Source organism: Actinopolymorpha rutila, from assembly GCF_013407855.1.
Taxonomy (GTDB): Bacteria; Actinomycetota; Actinomycetes; order Propionibacteriales; family Actinopolymorphaceae; genus Actinopolymorpha; species Actinopolymorpha rutila.
The window spans coordinates 2,364,787-2,381,828 of record NZ_JACBZH010000001.1; the positions used below are offsets into that span (position 1 = coordinate 2,364,787).

The window sequence follows — 17,042 nt, forward strand, 5'->3', positions numbered from 1 at the left end:
CCGGTTGGGCCGGTACGCCCGGAACCGGCCCGGCGACAGGGACCGGTGTGCCGTCACGCGGCGAACCAGTCGATCAGCGGATCGTCAAGATCATCTGACCTGGACCGGCTGCCAGGTGCCGCCACCGTCGACGGTGCGGAACAACCCGCCGTCCACGTCGAGGATGTAGCCCACCTGGTCACTGGTGAACCCGGCGTACGTCGGTGTGCCCAGGCCCTCCACCTTCGTCTGCGCCGGCTGGTCCGACCCGCTCACCAGGAGCGCCTTGCCGGGGACGGCCACCACCGCCTGTTGGGCGCTCCGGGCACCGAGCGCGGTCGCGGTACCCGAGATCGCGGGCGTGCCCGAGGACACCGCCGACCAGGATGCGCCGCCGTCTCGGGAGACGTGCACCTGGGCGGCGGTGCCGGTGGGGCAGGTCAACCACATCGAGTCGGCGGTCGCGGAGAGCCGGCCGCCCGAGAGATCCGCGTTGCACGGCGTCGGGTGCTGCTCGAACGTCTTGCCGTCGTCGGCGGAGGTCAGTACGAAGGCGGCGTTGCCGGACCGGTCGGTGACCGCGACCACCTTGCTGGTCACCGCCAGGCTCGCGGGCGTGTGCAGGTCGACGCCGACCCGGCTCCAGGTGTCCTCGCCACTCGGCGAGCGCCACAGCGTCCAGGTGGAGCCGTCGCGCACCAGCGCGTACGTCGTGCCGTTCGCGGTCTCCAGCTGCTCGACCAGCCCGGGCACCGAGCGCACCTGACGCCAGCCCCGGCCGCCGTCGTGGGTGCTCCACAACGCGCCGCCGTACGCCCAGCCGTCCTTGGCATCGGCGGCGAAGCGCAGGTCGTGGACGGTGCCTGCGGTGACCTTGTTGGTGGCGTGTACGACCGGTGCGGCGAACGTCGGCAGGGCGGTGAAGCGGGCTCCGCCGTCACTGGTGACCACGACCGTGGCGCGGCCCGGCCCGGCGGCGGATTCACCGAGGACCCAGAAGTTCTGGTCGTTCGCGGCGGTGAGGGACACCGGGGAGAACTTCGCCGGCACCGCGCCCGCCGCCACGTCGGGCGTCGCGGACTTCCCCGGCGGAGTCGGGGACGGAGGCGCGGTGTGGGCGTCGGTCGTGGGGCGCGGGGTCCGCGTCGAGTTCGGGCGCCGGGTGGACGCCGGTGCGCCGGCGGTGTCGTCATGGGTCGGGCTCGCGGCATCTTCACGTGCGCGCTCGAGTGTCGTGGTGGACTCGCTCTTTCCGGCCACCGTCGTCTGGCCGGGGCCGCGGAAGATGTATCCCACCCCGCCCATCCCGGCGACGAGCAGGAACACCGCCACGGCGGTCACCGCGGCGGTCCGGTGACGCCTGCGCCGCGCGGCGGCGCTGACGCGTACCCGGTCCAGCAGCGCCGTGTCGGCCGGCAACCGCCACGCGTCGTCGCGCAGCGCCTCACGCAGCCGGCCCTCTAGCGGGTCCATCGTGTGTTCTCTCCCTCGCCGGCGGCGGGACGCTTGGCCGGGTGTTCCACGGCGGCGGGGTGGTCGGCCGGGGTCTCCATGACCACGGTGGATTCGACCGGGGACTCGGCGGCGGGCCGGACCGGACGTGGCGCTGGGCCACGGGTGACGGTGCCGGCCGCCTCGGGCAACCGGAGCCGAAGCTTCGCCAGCGCCTTGGAGGTCTGGCTCTTCACCGTGCCGACGGAGCAGCCCAGCATGTCGGCGGTCTGGCGTTCGGAAAGGTCCTCGGCGAACCTCAGCACGAGGACGGCCCGCTGGCGGTTGGGCAGGGAGTCCAGCGCGGCCTGGAGCTCCTGGTCGGGCAGCGGTGGGTCGAGGTGCTGGCCGCTCTCGGGTACGTCGTCGGTGAGGTATTCGCGGCGACGCCGGCGCCAGACGCTGACGTTGCGGTTGACCATCGTCCGACGTACGTAGCCTTCGGGATCGTCGCGGTTGCGCACCCGCGGCCAGGCCGCCAGGGTGCGCTCCAGTGCGTCCTGGACAAGGTCCGCGGCCGCGTCGGCGTTGCCGGTCAGCATGTGGCCGAATCGCAACAAGTCGGACATACGCCCACGAACGAACGCATCGAACGCATCCTCCTCTTCGCGCCGCACGCGGCTCCCCTTCGCCTCTGGCGGTCCGTGCCTTCGGACGCAGGACCGTTCACCGTAGGTTGCCCGGTTCCACGAAATCTTCGCATCCGTCCCGATACTCACGTTGGTACCCATCCCCGCCGAGCCGAGGCGGGCGCTGCCCAGTCCGGACGGCTATGGTGTCGACCCATGCGAGCACTGGTGCTCTCGGGTGGAGCAGGCACACGCCTTCGACCGATCACACACACGTCGGCCAAGCAGTTGGTTCCGGTCGCCAACAAGCCCGTCCTCTTCTACGGACTGGAGGCGATCGCCGAGGCCGGCATCACCGAGGTCGGCATCGTGGTGGGGGACACCGCCGAGGAGATCAAGGAGGCGGTGGGTGACGGGTCGCAGTTCGGGATCTCGGTCACCTACATCCCGCAGGAGGCGCCGCTCGGGCTGGCACACGCCGTCCTGATCGCCCGCGACTTCCTCGGCGACGAGGACTTCGTGATGTACCTCGGGGACAACTTCATCGTCGGCGGCATCAGCTCCCTGGTGGAGTCGTTCCGAGCCGACCGCCCCGAGGCGCAGATCCTGCTCACCAAGGTGCCCAACCCGACCGCGTTCGGGGTCGCCGAGCTGGACGCCTCCGGCTCCGTGGTGGCCCTGGAGGAGAAGCCGCAGCACCCCAAGAGCGACCTCGCCCTGGTCGGCGTCTACCTCTTCACCGACGCCATCCACGAGGCGGTCGACAGCATCGAGCCGTCCTGGCGGGGCGAGCTGGAGATCACCCACGCCATCCAGTGGCTGATCGACAACGGCCACGACGTGCGTTCCACGGTGATCTCGGGGTACTGGAAGGACACCGGGAACGTCGACGACATGCTCGAGGTCAACCGCTCGGTGCTGGAGACGCTCGAGCCCCGCGTCGAGGGCACCGTGGACGAGGTGTCGGAGATCATCGGCCGGGTGGTGATCGAGGAAGGTGCGGAGATCTCCGGGTCGCGCATCGTCGGACCTGTCATCATCGGGGCGGGCACGAAGGTCGTCGACTCCTACGTCGGGCCGTTCACGTCCGTCCAGCACGACTGCCACGTGATCGACTCCGAGATCGAGTTCTCGATCGTGTTGCACGACTCCTCCATCGCGGGCGTACGCCGGATCGAGGCGTCGCTGGTCGGTCACCACGTGGAGGTCACCCCGGCGCCACGCGTACCCAAGGCCCACCGGCTGGTCCTCGGTGACCACAGCCGGATCCAGATCAGTTCATGACCGCATCTCATGACCGCGTCGTGACCAACGTCATGACCGAGCGAGCACCAGGGGAGTTCACCGTGCCTCAACCCGGCGCGACCTCGCGCATTCTCGTCACTGGCGGCGCCGGATTCATCGGCTCCCACTTCGTCCGCTCCCTGTTCTCGGGCGCCTACCCCGGCCTGACCGGCTCGCGGGTCACGGTGCTCGACAAGCTGACGTACGCCGGAAACCCGGCCAACCTCGACCCGGTGCGGGACCGGCCTGGTTTCGCGTTCGTCGAGGGCGACATCACCGACGCCGGGCTGGTCGACAGCCTGCTGGCCGACCACGACGCGGTGGTGCACTTCGCCGCCGAGTCGCACGTCGACCGGTCCATCACCGGTGCCGCCGACTTCGTGGTCACCAACGTCGTGGGCACCCAGACGCTGCTGGACGCCGCGCACCGCCGTGAGATCGGTCCGTTCGTCCACGTGTCGACCGACGAGGTGTACGGCTCGATCGCCGAGGGCTCCTGGCCGGAGACCGACCCGCTCGCGCCCAACTCGCCGTACTCCGCGTCGAAGGCGTCCAGCGACCTGATCGCGCTGGCCTACCACCGCACCCACGGCCTGGACGTCCGCGTCACCCGCTGCTCCAACAACTACGGGCCGTACCAGTTCCCGGAGAAGGTCATCCCGCTGTTCATCACCAACCTGCTCGACGGCGGGAAGGTGCCGCTGTACGGCGACGGCCTGAACATCCGCGACTGGCTGCACGTCGACGACCACTGCCAGGGCATCGCGCTGGTCCTGGAGAAGGGCCGGGCCGGCGAGGTCTACAACATCGGCGGCGGTACGGAGATCACCAACAAGGAGCTCACCGACCGGCTGCTGTCCGCGTGCGGCGCGAACTGGGACAGCGTCAACTACGTCGAGGACCGCAAGGGCCACGACCGCCGCTACTCCGTCGACTGGCGCAAGATCAACGCCGAACTGGGCTACGAGCCGCGGCACGACTTCGAGTCCGGCCTGGCGGAGACGGTCGCGTGGTACCGCGACAACCGCGCCTGGTGGGAGCCGCTGAAGCAGCGGGCAGGTCTCGCGTGAGGTGGCTCGTCACCGGTGCGGGCGGGATGCTCGGCCGGGACGTCGTGGCCCGGCTGCGGGCCGACGGCGCCGACGGCGTTGGTGACGAGGACGTCGTCGGGCTGACCCGCACCGACCTGGACGTGACCGACGCCGCCGCGGTGGCCAAGGCGATGGCCGACCACGCCCCCGACGTCGTGGTCAACTGCGCCGCCTACACCGCGGTCGACGACGCCGAGGAGCACGAGGACGCGGCCCACGCGATCAACGCCGAAGGGCCGCGGGTGCTTGCCCAATCCTGCGCCGAGCGTGGCGGCCGGCTACTGCACGTGTCCACCGACTACGTGTTCGCCGGCGACGGCACCCGGCCCTACGCCGAGGACGACCCGACCGGGCCACGTACGGCGTACGGCCGCACCAAGCTCGCCGGCGAGCAGGCGGTCCTCGCGGCGCTGCCCGAGACCGGGACCGTGGTCCGGACCGCCTGGCTCTACGGCGAGCACGGCGCCAACTTCGTCCGGACGATGATCCGGCTGGAGGGCGAGCGGGACACCCTCGACGTCGTGGACGACCAGCGCGGCCAGCCGACGTGGACGGCCGACGTCGCGGGCGCGCTGGTCGCGCTCGGCGCCCGCCCGCAGGCGCGCGGGGTCTTCCACGCCACCAGTGCGGGGGAGGCTACCTGGTGTGATCTCGCCCGCGAGGTGTTCAGGCTGCTCGGAGCCGACCCGGAGCGGGTCCGGCCGACGACGACCGACAAGTTTCCGCGGCCCGCGCCGCGCCCGGCCTACAGCGTGCTCGGCCACGATCGCTGGGCACAGGTCGGCATCCCGCCACTGCGAGAGTGGCGGGATGCCTTGCGAGCGGCGTTTTCGTCGCTAAGGTGAGGCCACCTTGGTGCGACGCCGAAGAGTAGCGACACGACCGGTGCGCGGTCACAGTCATGGCCGTGTGCGTCACTGTCGGTTTTCAGGCTACGGTCGCTCGCTCAGAAAGCGACCGGCCAGCAGTTCGACCGTCCGTCCGTAAGAGGAGTGTGTTCCTGTGCTTCGCCACGAGTTCCTCCGCACGCTGCACGAGGTCTCCCGGCCGCGTGCCTATTTCGAGGTGGGCATCAACGACGGCCGAAGCCTCGCCCTGTCCCGCGTACCCACCGTCGCCGTCGACCCGGCGTTCAAGGTCGTCAAGGAGCTTCGCTGCGACCTGCACATGGTGCGGGCCACCAGCGACGACTTCTTCGCCCGTGAGCAGCCGTTCGAGCACCTGAACGGCACGGCCATCGACCTGGCGTTCATCGACGGGATGCACCTGTTCGAGTTCGCGCTCCGTGACTTCATCAACGCCGAGCGGCACGCCCACGCGGGCACCGTGGTGGTGTTCGACGACATGCTGCCGCGCAACATCGACGAGGCGGCCCGCGACCGGCACACCGGCGGCTGGACCGGTGACGTCTTCAAGATCGTGCCGGTGCTGCAGCGCTACCGTCCCGACCTGATCCTCGCGCTGATGGACACCGGGCCGACCGGCGTGCTCGTCGTCCTCGGTCTCGACCCGGCCAACACCGTGCTCTCCGACAAGTACGACGAGATCATCGAGACCTACATCCAGCCCGACCCGCAGCAGGTTCCCGACGTGCTGATCGACAGGCGTGTCGCGATGGCCCCGGAGACCGTGCTCAAGGCGGACTTCTGGCCCCGCTTCATCGCCGCCCGGGAGAGCGGCGACGTCGCGGAGCTGGCCGTCGTACGCACCGAGATCGAGAAGGTGCTCGGCGAGGCGCCGGACGTGCCGCTGTCCCTCGCCGGCTGGCAGCCCGAGCCGCGCCCGGCCGCACCGAAGTCGGCGCCCAAGCCCAAGGCTGCCCCGAAGGCCGCGTCGGCCGCCTCCGCGGCACCGGCCGGCGGGAACGGCCAGGCCACCTTGTCCCAGCGGCTGATCCGCGGCGCTGCCGGGCAGCCGGCGGTTCGCGCGGCGGGCAAGAAGGTCGTCGACCGGCTGCCCGACGACGTACGCCAGCTCGTCCGCAACCGCGTACGCCGCAGCCTGCGCGCCGGCCGCTGAGGCGCGCCTGCGCCTCGGCCCACCGGCGAACGCCGAAAGCACCGGGAAGCCCTCATCCGCGTGAAGCCGCGCGGGTGGGGGCTTCTCGCTGTTCCGGCTCAGGTAGGTGCGCTGCCTCCCGGGGCGGTCCGGAGGTCCGCAGGTCCGCCAGCGAGCGGAGTACGTCTGCGGTGGCCCGGTCGGCAGGGAAGAACGTCTCGATGGCGATCTCGTCCAGGGTGACGTCGCGGGGGGACCCGAACACCGTGGCCGTGTAGAGCAGCGCGAGATCGCCGTACGGCGTGGTCATCCGCAGCGGCACAACCAGGTCGTCGGCGGTGGTTCCGTCCGTAGTGGTGATCGGCGCGTCCGGCGGGGGTGGTGGGCCGTAGGCCTCGAGTTCGGCGAGGAGCGCTGAGAGCCCGTCGGCGTCGGTGCGTTCGAGCTGCCGGCGTACCCGCCGCACCACGTGCGACCGCCACTGGCCGAGGTTCGCGATCTGCGCCGCCAGGCCGTCCGGGTGCAGGGTCGCCCGCAGCATGTTGACCGGGGCCCGGCGTAGTTCGCCGGGCAGGTCGCGAAGGAACGCCTCCATCGCCTCGTTGGCGGCCAGCAGGTCCCAGTGCACGTTCACGGCGACGGCCGGGTTGGGTTCCATCCCCGCGAGCACCGCGCGCACCGCCTCCTGGGCCGCCCCGAGATCGGTGAGCGGTCGCTCGCGGTAGACCGGCGCGAAGCCCGCGGCGAGATGGAGGCGGTTGCGCTCGCGCAGCGGCACGTCCAGTTCGTCGCAGATCCGCTCGATCATCGCCGGGCTCGGGTTGGATCTCCCGGTCTCGATGTAGCTCAGGTGCCGAGCCGACATCTCCGCGGCCAGCGACAGGTCCAGCTGGGAGCGGCGACGGCGTTCCCGCCACCGTTTCACCAGCATCCCGATCGTCTCCTCCGGCGCGGTGGCTGTGGCAGTCATGGTGGCCACGATGACGTCCCTCCGTCCGGCCGGGCAATGACGTCTGAGGTTATTGCCCAGCCGCTGCCGGCCGGGTCACCGTGTGGGCGTTGCGACCCGTCGCCGTACGAGCCCCGTGCGGCGACCCACGTCTTTCGAAGCGGAGGACCCTGCACATGACCGAGACCACCGAGACCAACGACACCACCGACTCCACCCACACCGTCGACCGGTACGTCGAGTTCTGGAACGCGGCGTCACCGGAGGACCAGCAGCGGCTCGCCGCGCAGACGTTCGCCGCCGGGGTGAGCTCTCGTACGCCCGTGGCGCTGATGCGGGGAGTCGACGAGCTGGTCGCGTTCCGGAACCAGTTCGCGCAGCACTTCCCCGACTATCGGTTCCAGGCGCGCGAGGTGCCGGAGACCCACCACGAACGGGCTCGGGTGCGGTGGGAGATCGTCGTCGGCGACACGTCGTTCGCCACCGGGACGGACGTACTCCAGCTCGACGGCACGGGCCGGATCACCGAGATCACCGGCTTCCTCGACCAGCCGCCGGAGGGGTTCGGCCACCACGAGCACAACTGAGCGGGGCCGAGCACGACTGAGCGGGGCCGAGCACGACTGAGCCTTGCCGAGCGTGACCGTGGCCGCGCGGACTCCTCCGAGGAGGAGTCCGCGCGGCCACTGGTGAGGTGAAGCGTGTGTCAGCCGGCCTGCGAGCGCAGCTGCTCGCGGTAGGCCTGGCAGTCCGCGTACGACGGCAACAGGCCCTGCTGCTCGGCCTCGGCCAGCGTGGGAGCGGCGGCGTCCTTGTCCGACAGCAGCGGCTCGAGGTCGGCCGGCCAGTCGATCCCGAGGGCCGGGTCGAGCGGGTGGACGCCGTGTTCGCGGGTGGGCGCGAAGCCTTCCGAGCAGAGATACAGCAGCGTCGCGTCGTCGGTGAGCGCCATCACCGCGTGCCCGAGTCCCTCACTGAGGTAAACCGCGTGCCTGGTCTCGTCGTCGAGGCGTACCGCCTCCCACTGGCGGTAGGTCGGCGAGCCGACCCGGATGTCCACGATCACGTCCAGCAGGGCGCCGCGTACGCAGGTGACGTACTTCGCCTGGCTCGGCGGTACGTCGGCGAAGTGGACACCGCGCAGCACCCCCTTGGCGGACACCGAGAGGTTGGCCTGGCGCAGTGCCAGGTCGTGTCCGGTGGCCTTGCGGAACTCCTCGCCGGAGAACCACGGTGAGAACAGGCCTCGGCTGTCGGGGAAGACCGGCGGCTGGGCGAGCCAGGCGCCGTCGATGCTCAGGGGCTGCAACGTTCCACTCCTCGTTCGGTGTCTGCCGTCCGCGCTTCGGCTCTTCGTCGGACTGTGGGGGTTCGGTTCACCGGGGGTGTCAGCCGCGGTTGCGCCTGAGTCGGGTGGCGACCAACCTGCGGGCCCGGCGGCCGAGCCCCTTGCCGGCCCGGCGGCCGAGGCGGCCGCCTGTGCGCAGCCAGGCGAGCAGCTCCGGTCGCAGGCCCTCGACCGATCCCGCGCCCTCCTCGGAGTCCCGGAAAGGCGTCTCGCCGTTCTTCCCGGCCCGCCGGCCGGACTCGTTCAGCACCGGCACGCCGGCACCGGCCGGGACCGTCACGGTCACCGGGAGCGGGACGAACGTGCCGTGTTCGGCCGCGACCAGGCGCACCCGCACCGACCAGCGGCCGGCGCTGAGGGCGTCCCGGGAGAACTGCGCCGTGAGCTGCGAGCAGCCGATCCCGTCGTGGGTGTACGGAGCGAGCCGGCCGGGGACCTGCACCGCCACACCGCTTCCTTCGTGCAGCAGTTGGACGGCGGCCTCGTCGATCTCGTCCGCCACGACGGTGCGCAGCGGGAGCGCGAGCAGGAGCTCGGAGTCACCCGCACCGCCACCGGAACCCGCGTCGGCGTCGGCGGGGCGCAGCGTGGCCGCGCCGGGAATCAGCAGCTGGTTGCCGACGCTGGAGGTCCTCTGGGCGACGTCGATGGACAGGTTGCCCTTGTCGGTCCAGTACGGCGTGATCACCCGCGGCGGTGTGCCCGCCACCGCCGGCGCACGGTGCGCGCCGGCCTGTGCCGTGCGGACCGAGCCCAGCCGGGTGTCCTTTCGCCAGCCGCAGGAGCTGATCCGGGCTACCACGTCCCAGATGCCCCGCTCCAGCGGTGCGCCGCCGGCCGCGGTGCCGGCGTCCAGCGTGGCCTCCGTGCGCAGCTCCAGCGCGAAGGTGGAGTTGCCCGCACCGACCGCGGGCCGGTCGGAGGTGAAGGTCACCGGGAGATAGTGCTCCGCGCCGTTGTCGCGGGAGCGGAGGATGACGTCCACCTTGCTCTGCGTCAGCCGGTCGGTGGCGTCCAGCTCCGTCACGGAGATCCGCTCGGCGGCCTCGGCCGACAGCGGAGGGGCGAGGATGTCGCGCCCGTCGGCGTGCCGGAAGGTCATCGGCTCCCGGCCGGCCAACAGCTGCGAGGTCAACGACATCCGCAGCGCGCCGTCGTGCCAGGCGAGGTCCTCCAACTCGGCGTGGTGCCGGATGCCGCCCTCCCAGTGGGCCAGCCGCACCAGGTCGTCGAGCCGGCGCGCGCGGATCAGGGCAGCGACCACCCGCTGGCTGGGCGGGAGTCCGGCGGCCACCCCGGGCCCGAAGCGTTCGCAGGTGTTCGCGATCTCGTCGAACAGTTCCTGGCGGTAGTCGGGCGGGGCCACCAGGAGCCGGTTGCCGCGCAGGCGCTCGACCATCTCCACCCGTAGCCAGCGGCGGTACAGGCCGTCCCGCAGCCGGCCGGGCTCGGTGTTGGCCTCGACGATGTCCAGGGCCTCGTTGAGATTGGCGAAGTAGCTGTGCGGGTCCAACCGCTGGAAGCCCGCGTTGGAGGAGTCCTCGCGGCGTACGTGGTAGTAGCAGACGTAGTCGCTGAGCACCGAGATCGTCTCGGCGGCGAAGAACGCCGCGGTGACGAAGACGTGGTCCTCCAGCCGCCGCCGACCCTCGGGGAACCGGAGGTTGTTCTCGTCGAGGAACGCCTTCCGGAACATCTTGTGGGGCGTCAGGCTGTCGATCAGCGGCGCGGTGGCCAGAGTCGCCTTGGGGTAGCTACGCCGGAACAGCTCGCGGGGGACCCCGCGCCCCTTGCCGGCCATCTTGCCGATCACGACGTCGGAGTCGTTCTCCCGGGCGAAGGCGTACATGCGCTCGAGGGCCTGGTCGCCGAGCCAGTCGTCGTTGTCGACGAAGAAGACGTACTCGCCGCGGGCCGCGTCGACACCGACGTTGCGCGGCTTGCCGGGCCAGCCGGAGTTCTCCTGGTGGATCACCCGCATGTGCGGATGCTCCGCGGCCAGCGCGTCCAGCCGGGCCGGGGTCTCGTCGGTCGACCCGTCGTCGACGAAGATCGCCTCGAACTCCTGCGCCGGCAGGCTCTGCCGCAGGAGCGACGCGATGCAGTCCTCGACGTAGCGCCCGGGATTGTAGACCGGAACGACTACGCTGACCTTGAGTTCCTCAGCCATCAGCCCCGTCCTCCGCCCCTCTCGCGGGGCCTCGAATGCGTCGGTCGTCACCTGTCGCTGCGCAGTGAGAGGGTAGCCGAGCGCGCTGGGCGCACGGTCCAGGCCGCGCCGGGGGAAATCGGCGTCGACAGGGTGCGCATCCGCCCGATGGCGAGCAGACGACAGGTGGACGGCAGGCGACCGGACACCTGGCGCACCGGCCAACTACCATCCTCGGAACCGTACCTACCGGACCTGGGAGCCGCGACCGGCGGTTCCCGGCCCGCCGGGAGTGGGCGGAGACCCCGCCCGGCTCTGGCAGATCCGGACATGAGGACGCACTGCGTGCGTCGACGGGTACGAAAAGTGACGACCAGAGGGGATGTGACCCGACCGTGGCCGACACGAGGCCCGAGACCACGCCCGCACCAGCGGTGACGGCGCCGGCGCCGGCGACAGGTGAACCACTACGCGCGGTGGGAGTGGTGCTGGCCGGTGGCCAGGGCACCCGGGTGGGCCTTCGCCTCCCCAAACAGCTACTCAAGGTGGCCGGCAAGCCGCTCCTCGAGCACACCCTCGAGGTGTTCGAGACCTCGCCGGACATCGACGAGATCATCGTCCTGATGGCGCCGGGCTGGACCGAGGACGCCGAGAAGATCATCCAGAACGCCGGCTTCCGCAAGGTCACTCGCGTCCTGGAGGGCGGCGAGACCCGCAACGACACCACCCGCCGCGCGCTGGAGGCGGTCGGGCCGGACGAGGCCAAGGTGTTGTTCCACGACGCCGTACGCCCGCTGCTGGACCACCGCATCATCGCCGACTGCGTGAAGGCGCTGGACACGTTCGCGGCGGTCGACGTGGCGATTCCCTCCGCGGACACGATCGTGGTCGTCGACGACGGGCTCATCACCGACATCCCCAGCCGGGCACGGCTGCGGCGCGGGCAAACCCCGCAGGCGTTCCGGCTGTCCACGATCCGCCGCGCCTACGAGGTGGCGGCGGACGACCCGAACTTCGCCGCCACCGACGACTGCGCGGTGGTGCTGCGCTATCTCCCCGAGGTGCCCATCACTGTGGTGGAGGGCTCCGAACGCAACATGAAGGTCACCTACCCGATCGACGTGTTCCTCGCGGACCAGCTCTTCCGACTCGGCTCGCACACCCCGCCCAGCCCGGTGCCGACGGAACACGCCGGCGAACTCCTGGCAGGCAAGACGCTGGTCGTCTTCGGCGGCAGCTACGGCATCGGGGCCGAGATCGGTGACGCCGCGCGCGAGTTCGGTGCCAAGGTGTTCAGCTTCAGCCGGTCCGCGACGGGCACCCACGTGGAGGACCCCGAGCACGTGCGCGCCGCGCTGGAACAGGCGTACGAGGAGTCCGGCCGGATCGACTACGTCGCGGTGACTGCCGGTGTGCTGCACACCGTTCCCCTGGCCGACGCCCCGGACGACCTCATCGCCCAGAGTCTGCAGGTCAACCTGCTGGGACCGGTCTACGTCGCGCGGGCGGCGCACCGCTACCTCGCCGAGACGGGCGGACACCTGCTGCTGTTCACGTCCAGCTCCTACACCCGTGGCCGGGCGGGCTACAGCCTGTACTCCTCGACCAAGGCCGCGGTGGTCAACCTCACCCAGGCGCTGGCCGACGAGTGGGCCGCCGACGGGATCCAGGTCAACTGCGTCAACCCCGAACGCACCCAGACGCCGATGCGCACCCGCGCTTTCGGTGAGGAGCCGCCGGGCACGCTGCTGCCCGCGCGTGACGTCGGCCTGGCCTCCCTCGACGTCCTGCTGTCGGAGCAGACGGGCAACGTCGTCGACGTACGGCGAGACCCCGCCCCGGCGCCGGTCACCACACCGCCCGGTGACCACGACCATGCCCGGGACATCTCGACCGCGCTCGAACACGTGGAGGAACACGCCGCCGACGACGCCGACGAGGTGGACGCGGTGGACGCGGCGGACCCGGCGGACACGGTGAACGGCGGGGAGAGCACACACACGGGCGACGGGAACGACCGGCGCCGCGGATGACGAACCGTCTGGTCCAGGTCACCGAGCGGGCCCCCGCGCCGGACACCGGGCGCCGGGCGCTCGGCCTGGCCGGCGGCCTCGTCCTGGCGTACGCCGGCCTGCTGGTGACCGCGCTGGTCCCCACCGCGGCCGGCCTGCTGGTGACCGCGCTGGCGGTCGCCGCCCTGGAGGTGGCCGGCACGCTGCGGGCGCCGTTCGTCGGCTGGGCCCTGAGCCGGATCGGCCTGGGTTCCCAGTGGCGGGGCCTGCTGCGCGCGGTGGCCGTCCTCGCGTTCCTCGTCCGCACCGAGGCGCCGCGGAGCTGGTTCGTGGTCGCCGTGGCCGGGTTGCTCGCGCTGGCCGCGCTGCGGGCGGCCGGCGCCGGGCTCGGCGAGGTGGTGCACCGGGCCAGGAAGATGCCGGTGCTCAGCCGCGGGCTGGACCTGGGCAGGCTCCGGGTACCCCGCGCGCTGCCGCCGGTGCTGGGCCGGCACGCCGACACCACGCTGGGCTGCCCAGACGTCGCCCTGTCGGCCGGCGCGGCGGTGGCCGTCCTGGCCGGCTCGGCAGGTCCGCTGGTGGCGGGTGCTGTGGTCGCCGCGGCGCTGGTGCTGGCCGGTGTCGCCGTGCTCGCGTACGCCGCGGTGGAGATGCGCCGGCTGAGCCGGGCGCGACTGCGCGCCGCGGTCGACAATGCGCTGGCGAAGGCCGCGCCGGAGGTCGCGGTGCACTTCGGCTCCGGCCCGGACACGCTCTACCAGCTGGAGATGTGGGTCGAGACGCTCGAACGCCTCGACGTGTCGGTCCTGCTGATCCTGCGCGACCGGGAGACCTTCCGCCACCTCGGCCCGACCACCCTGCCGGTGCTGTGCGTCGAGCACGGCACCGTGTTGATGGAGCTTCCACTGCCGCACCTTCGGGTGGCGATGTACGTCTCGCACGCGGTGAGCAACCTTCACCTGCTCCGCCGTCGCGGCGTCCGGCACGTGTTCGTGGGGCACGGTGACAGCGACAAGGCGGTCACCACCAACCCCTTCCTCAAGGCGTACGACGAGGTGTGGGTCTCGGGACCGGCCGCGCGGGAACGGTTCGCGGCCGCCGGGATCGGCATCGACCCCGCCCGGGTGGTCGAGATCGGCCGGCCCCAGCTGGACGAGGTGGCCGGCCGTCCCGACGTGAGCACCGCCGGGCAGCGGGTGGCCGGTCGGCTGACCGTGCTGTACGCCCCGACCTGGGAGGGATACGGCGACGAGCCGCACCAGACCTCGCTCGGTGCCGGAGGACGGGAACTCGTCGAACGCCTGCTGGCCGAGGGCGACGTCCGCGTCCTGTACCGCCCGCACCCCCTGGCCGGCACCCGCGACCCCGGGGTCGCCCGGGCACACCGGGAGATCGTCGCGCTGCTGGGCGGCCACCGGGTGAACCGGCCCGCGTCCCCCGAGCGACTGGCCGTCCCTCGCGACGACCTGGACGCCATGGCGACGCCGGCCACCACCTCGCGGGTGGAGGAGGTCACCGCCCGGGCGGCCTGGGCGGGTGCCCAGCTCGCCGACCGGCCGGGCCCCCCGGTCCACCTCGTGGTCCCCGGACCCGACTTCGACCTGTACGCCTGCTTCACCGCGGCCGACGTCCTGGTGAGCGACGTGTCCAGCGTGATCACCGACTTCCTGGCCCGCGGGCGGCCTTACGCCGTCACCAACCCGGCCGGTCTCCCCGAGGAGCAGTTCATCGTTCGGTACCCTTCGTGCCGCGGCGGCTACCTGCTCGGCGCCGACTGCGCGGGCCTGGACCGGTTGCTGGCGGCCGGGCGCGGGCAGGCTGATCCGGCCGCGACCGAGCGGGCGAAGCTGCGCGCGGAGCTCCTCGGCCCCGCGGAGCCCCCGGCACTGGAACGCATGCGGAAGGCGGTGGCCGGGTCCTGACCACCGTCCTCTGCCGACCGGCCACCAGCCGACCGGCCGCCCACCGACCGGTCGACTGCCGGCCAGCCGCCCGCTGACCAAGCCGCCGTCCACGACCACCTGGGAGAACCACCCGTGCTGCAGACGCTCGTCCGCCGAGGACCGCTGATCGGCGTCCTCCTCGCGCTCGTCGCGAGCTACGCCGCGCTGGTCGTGACCGCGGTCCTGGCCACCCCGCTGATCTTCGCGTTCTTCCTGCTGGTCGCCGCGGTGATGGACATCCTGGTCGAACGCAGGTTCCGCCCGGTGGTGTTCCTGCTGCGCCGGGCGCAGTTCGGCATCTCCCACCGCGCATTCGTGCAGATCTTCCTGTTGCTGCTCCTGATGGCGATCACCGACGCCAACCGCGACATGAGCCGCTCGGAACTCCTGGTGGTCAGCCTGGTGGCGATGCTGGTGCCGATGGGCCGGATCGGCTACCTCGGCCTGCTCACCCTGGTGCGCCGGCGCACCCAGCCGCCGGTGGAGGTGCGCAACGTCGACCTGCCACCGGAGCTCCGGCCGATGTCGCCGCCGGGGATCCTGGTGGACAACCTCACGTTCCGGCTGCTCACCCTGGGCCTGCTGCCGGTGCTCGCGGGTGCGGTGAGCGTACGTCTCAGCGACTTCCGGCCGTTCGGGATGATGATGGTCCTCTACGTCCTGGTCGTCGGCCTGGCCAGCCTGCTGCTGCTGCGGCAGCTGTTCGCGCTCGGCTCCAGGCCGGGGCGCCAGGCGCTCCTGGACGGAGTGAGCGCCGCGCTCCGTGACCAGTACCGCCCCGAGGTCGTGCTGTACTTCAGCGGGTCGGCCACCTCGCTCTACCAGGCCGAGATGTGGCTGCGGACGGTCGAACGTATGCCGCACCAGGGTGTGGTCGTCGTACGGCAGCGGCACGCGATCCGCAACCTCGGGCGCACCACCCTGCCGATCGTGTGCATCCCCAACCAGGTCGACCTGATGAACTTCACGTTGGCCGACGCCCGGATCGCGTTGTTCGTCTCCAACGTCGGCAACAACATCCACCTGCTGCGTGAGCCGCGGGTCAAGCACGTCTTCATCGGCCATGGCGACAGCGACAAGGTGGCGAGCTTCAACCCGTTCAGCAAGGTCTACGACGAGATCTGGGTGGCCGGGCCCGCCGGACGGGAACGCTACGCCCGCGCCCAGGTCGGTGTCCGCGACGACGCGATCGTCGAGGTCGGGCGGCCCCAGCTGGACGTGATCGAACGCCGGACGGGTCCGTTGCCGCCGATCACCCCGGAGCGGCCGCTGACGGTTCTCTACCTCCCCACCTGGGAGGGCTGGACCGACGACGACTTCCAGACCTCGCTGACGGTGATGGGGCTGGAGCTCGTGACCCGGCTGCTGGCCTCGCCGCTGCCCGTCCGCATCATCTACAAGCCGCACCCGCTGACCGGCACCCGCGATCCGCGTGCGGCCGAGGCCGACCGGCGCATCCAGGCGGCGATCACCGCGGCCACCCGGGAGCTGCCGCCGGTGCCCGAGCGGGCCGCCGCCGAGCTTGCCGAGCTGGAGACCAGGCTGGCCGGCGACGACGCGACCGTCGCGGAGGCCGAACGCCTGGAGGCCCGGTGGCACGAGGTGTTCTGGGCGGCGCAGGGCGCGCGGCACGTGCTGGTCGAGGGGATGCTGCCGAACCTGTTCGACGCGTACAACCAGGCCGACGTCCTGGTCGCCGACGTCTCCAGCGTCGTGTCGGACTACCTGGCCACCGGCAAGCCCTGCGTGGTCGCCAACCCCAAGGGTCTGTCCGAGGACGACTTCCGCGCGGCGTTCCCGAGCGCGTACTCCTCCTACCTGCTGAACCCCGATGCGGACATCACCGACCTCGTGGACACGATCGTGCGCACCGACCCGCAGGCGGACGCCCGCGTGCAGGCGCGCGCCTACCTCCTCGGGCCTGACGAGCCGCCCGCGCAGCAACGCTGGAACGCCGCCGCGGACGCGCTGATGGCCGCGGCCGACCTGGAGTGGGACGGCCAGCACGGCGCCGGCCCGGAGCTGGAGCAGGTCACCGCGTTCGTCGAGCCCAGCGCGGCACCGGAGGCGATGGGGGAGAGCCAGCCCGGGTAACCGGCCCGGCCGGCCGCTTCGGCACCCGCTCGGAGCTTTCTCGGAGCCCGCTGTGCACGGGGCCGTGAAACAAAGATCAAAAAGTTCAACTCCCCATGCAACCCGTGGCCGTTTACCGCGGTTTGTCCAGATGAG

13 protein-coding genes are annotated in these 17,042 nt (G+C 71.6%); 8 read left to right on the forward strand and 5 right to left on the reverse strand.

The features are described from left to right. Nucleotides 1-90: 90 nt before the first annotated feature. Both F4554_RS10625 and F4554_RS10630 read right to left on the reverse strand, forming a co-directional pair. Complete coding sequence (locus F4554_RS10625) at nt 91-1,452, reverse strand: sialidase family protein (protein WP_179787230.1); 1,362 nt, start codon at nt 1,450-1,452, stop codon at nt 91-93. After that, a complete protein-coding gene (locus F4554_RS10630) occupies nt 1,440-2,087 on the reverse strand; it encodes a SigE family RNA polymerase sigma factor (protein ID WP_337795961.1) in 648 nt (215 codons plus the stop codon). Before F4554_RS10630 ends, F4554_RS10625 begins: the two co-directional genes overlap by 13 nt. 168 nt (nt 2,088-2,255) lie before the next feature. Between F4554_RS10630 and F4554_RS10635 the strand changes: the two genes are divergently transcribed. The 4 genes from F4554_RS10635 to F4554_RS31495 all read left to right on the forward strand — a co-directional run bounded on the left by F4554_RS10635 (nt 2,256) and on the right by F4554_RS31495 (nt 6,433). Further along, nucleotides 2,256-3,323 (forward strand): glucose-1-phosphate thymidylyltransferase, encoded by a 1,068-nt coding sequence (locus F4554_RS10635; protein ID WP_179787231.1) that lies wholly within the window; start codon nt 2,256-2,258, stop codon nt 3,321-3,323. Continuing rightward, a complete protein-coding gene (rfbB, locus tag F4554_RS10640) occupies nt 3,320-4,393 on the forward strand; it encodes a dTDP-glucose 4,6-dehydratase (RefSeq protein ID WP_425546731.1) in 1,074 nt (357 codons plus the stop codon). Before F4554_RS10635 ends, rfbB begins: the two co-directional genes overlap by 4 nt. Further along, nucleotides 4,390-5,259: a dTDP-4-dehydrorhamnose reductase gene (gene rfbD / locus F4554_RS10645; protein ID WP_179787232.1), complete on the forward strand. Its 870-nt coding sequence runs from the start codon at nt 4,390-4,392 to the stop codon at nt 5,257-5,259. Before rfbB ends, rfbD begins: the two co-directional genes overlap by 4 nt. A gap of 157 nt (nt 5,260-5,416) precedes the next feature. Next, on the forward strand, nt 5,417-6,433 hold the full coding sequence (locus F4554_RS31495; protein ID WP_202889240.1) for a class I SAM-dependent methyltransferase: 1,017 nt from the start codon (nt 5,417-5,419) through the stop codon (nt 6,431-6,433). A 52-nt stretch (nt 6,434-6,485) separates the two neighbouring features. On the opposite strand, the gene F4554_RS10655 is transcribed toward F4554_RS31495, so the two are convergent. Beyond that, nucleotides 6,486-7,382: a helix-turn-helix domain-containing protein gene (locus F4554_RS10655; RefSeq protein ID WP_179787233.1), complete on the reverse strand. Its 897-nt coding sequence runs from the start codon at nt 7,380-7,382 to the stop codon at nt 6,486-6,488. Between the two features lie 155 nt (nt 7,383-7,537). On the opposite strand from F4554_RS10655, the gene F4554_RS10660 reads away from it, so the two are divergent. Beyond that, on the forward strand, nt 7,538-7,948 hold the full coding sequence (locus tag F4554_RS10660) for a nuclear transport factor 2 family protein (RefSeq protein ID WP_179787234.1): 411 nt from the start codon (nt 7,538-7,540) through the stop codon (nt 7,946-7,948). A 119-nt stretch (nt 7,949-8,067) separates the two neighbouring features. On the opposite strand, the gene F4554_RS10665 is transcribed toward F4554_RS10660, so the two are convergent. Both F4554_RS10665 and F4554_RS10670 read right to left on the reverse strand, forming a co-directional pair. Continuing rightward, on the reverse strand, nt 8,068-8,670 hold the full coding sequence (locus F4554_RS10665; protein ID WP_179787235.1) for a dTDP-4-dehydrorhamnose 3,5-epimerase family protein: 603 nt from the start codon (nt 8,668-8,670) through the stop codon (nt 8,068-8,070). 79 nt (nt 8,671-8,749) lie between these two features. Beyond that, a complete protein-coding gene (locus F4554_RS10670) occupies nt 8,750-10,879 on the reverse strand; it encodes a glycosyltransferase family 2 protein (protein WP_179787236.1) in 2,130 nt (709 codons plus the stop codon). A gap of 374 nt (nt 10,880-11,253) precedes the next feature. Here F4554_RS10670 and ispD point away from each other — a divergent pair, with 374 nt between their 5' ends. From ispD to F4554_RS10685, 3 genes are all read left to right on the forward strand, one after another. Continuing rightward, nucleotides 11,254-12,891: a 2-C-methyl-D-erythritol 4-phosphate cytidylyltransferase gene (gene ispD / locus F4554_RS10675; RefSeq protein ID WP_337795962.1), complete on the forward strand. Its 1,638-nt coding sequence runs from the start codon at nt 11,254-11,256 to the stop codon at nt 12,889-12,891. Further along, the gene (locus F4554_RS10680) at nt 12,888-14,792 is read left to right on the forward strand and encodes a hypothetical protein (protein WP_179787237.1); all 1,905 of its coding nucleotides are present in this window, start codon (nt 12,888-12,890) and stop codon (nt 14,790-14,792) included. Before ispD ends, F4554_RS10680 begins: the two co-directional genes overlap by 4 nt. A 114-nt stretch (nt 14,793-14,906) precedes the next feature. Then, nucleotides 14,907-16,907, forward strand: coding sequence for a glycerophosphotransferase (locus F4554_RS10685; protein WP_179787238.1), 2,001 nt, complete (start codon nt 14,907-14,909; stop codon nt 16,905-16,907). The last annotated feature ends 135 nt before the right edge of the window (nt 16,908-17,042 follow it).